This window comes from Psychrobacter sp. 1Y4 (assembly GCF_051847555.1).
Genome location: NZ_JBPYDE010001089.1, coordinates 1 through 533 on the forward strand (window position 1 = coordinate 1; position 533 = coordinate 533).

The 533-nt window shown below is 46.3% G+C and carries 1 pseudogene; it reads left to right on the forward strand.

Going from position 1 to position 533, the window contains the following annotated elements:
- Positions 1 to 33 precede the first annotated feature (33 nt).
- Positions 34 to 533: pseudogene (locus tag ACS8FC_RS20565) on the forward strand (electron transfer flavoprotein subunit alpha/FixB family protein); the annotation flags it as partial.

Below are 533 nucleotides of genomic sequence, written 5' to 3' on the forward strand. Positions count from 1 at the left end.
ATAGATAATACGAATAAATAAAGGATTAAAACCATGGCAATTTTGGTATATGCAGAACATGACAATGCCAGTCTAAAAAAGGCAACTTTGAACACCATCGCTGCTGCTAAGCAAATCGGTGGCGACATCCATGTATTAGTAGCGGGTAGTGGTGCTCAAGCAGTCGCTGATGAAGCAGCAAAAGCAGAAGGCGTGACGAAAGTACTATTAGCTGACAATGCAGCCTATGAGCATCAACTGGCGGGCAATGTGGCGCTATTGGTTGCTGATGTCGCTGGTGATTACAGCCATATCCTAGCAGCTGCGACCACGACTGGTAAAAACTTTATGCCACGCGTTGCAGCGTTACTTGACGTCAGCATGCTGTCTGAAATCTCAGGTGTGGTAGATGCGCAAACGTTTGAGCGTCCTATCTATGCAGGTAATGCGACAGCGACAGTAAAAACAACAGAAGACAAAGTGGTACTAACAGTACGTACGACTGCGTTTGACCCAGTGGCTAGCGAAGGTGGTTCGGCTACTGTTGAAACTAT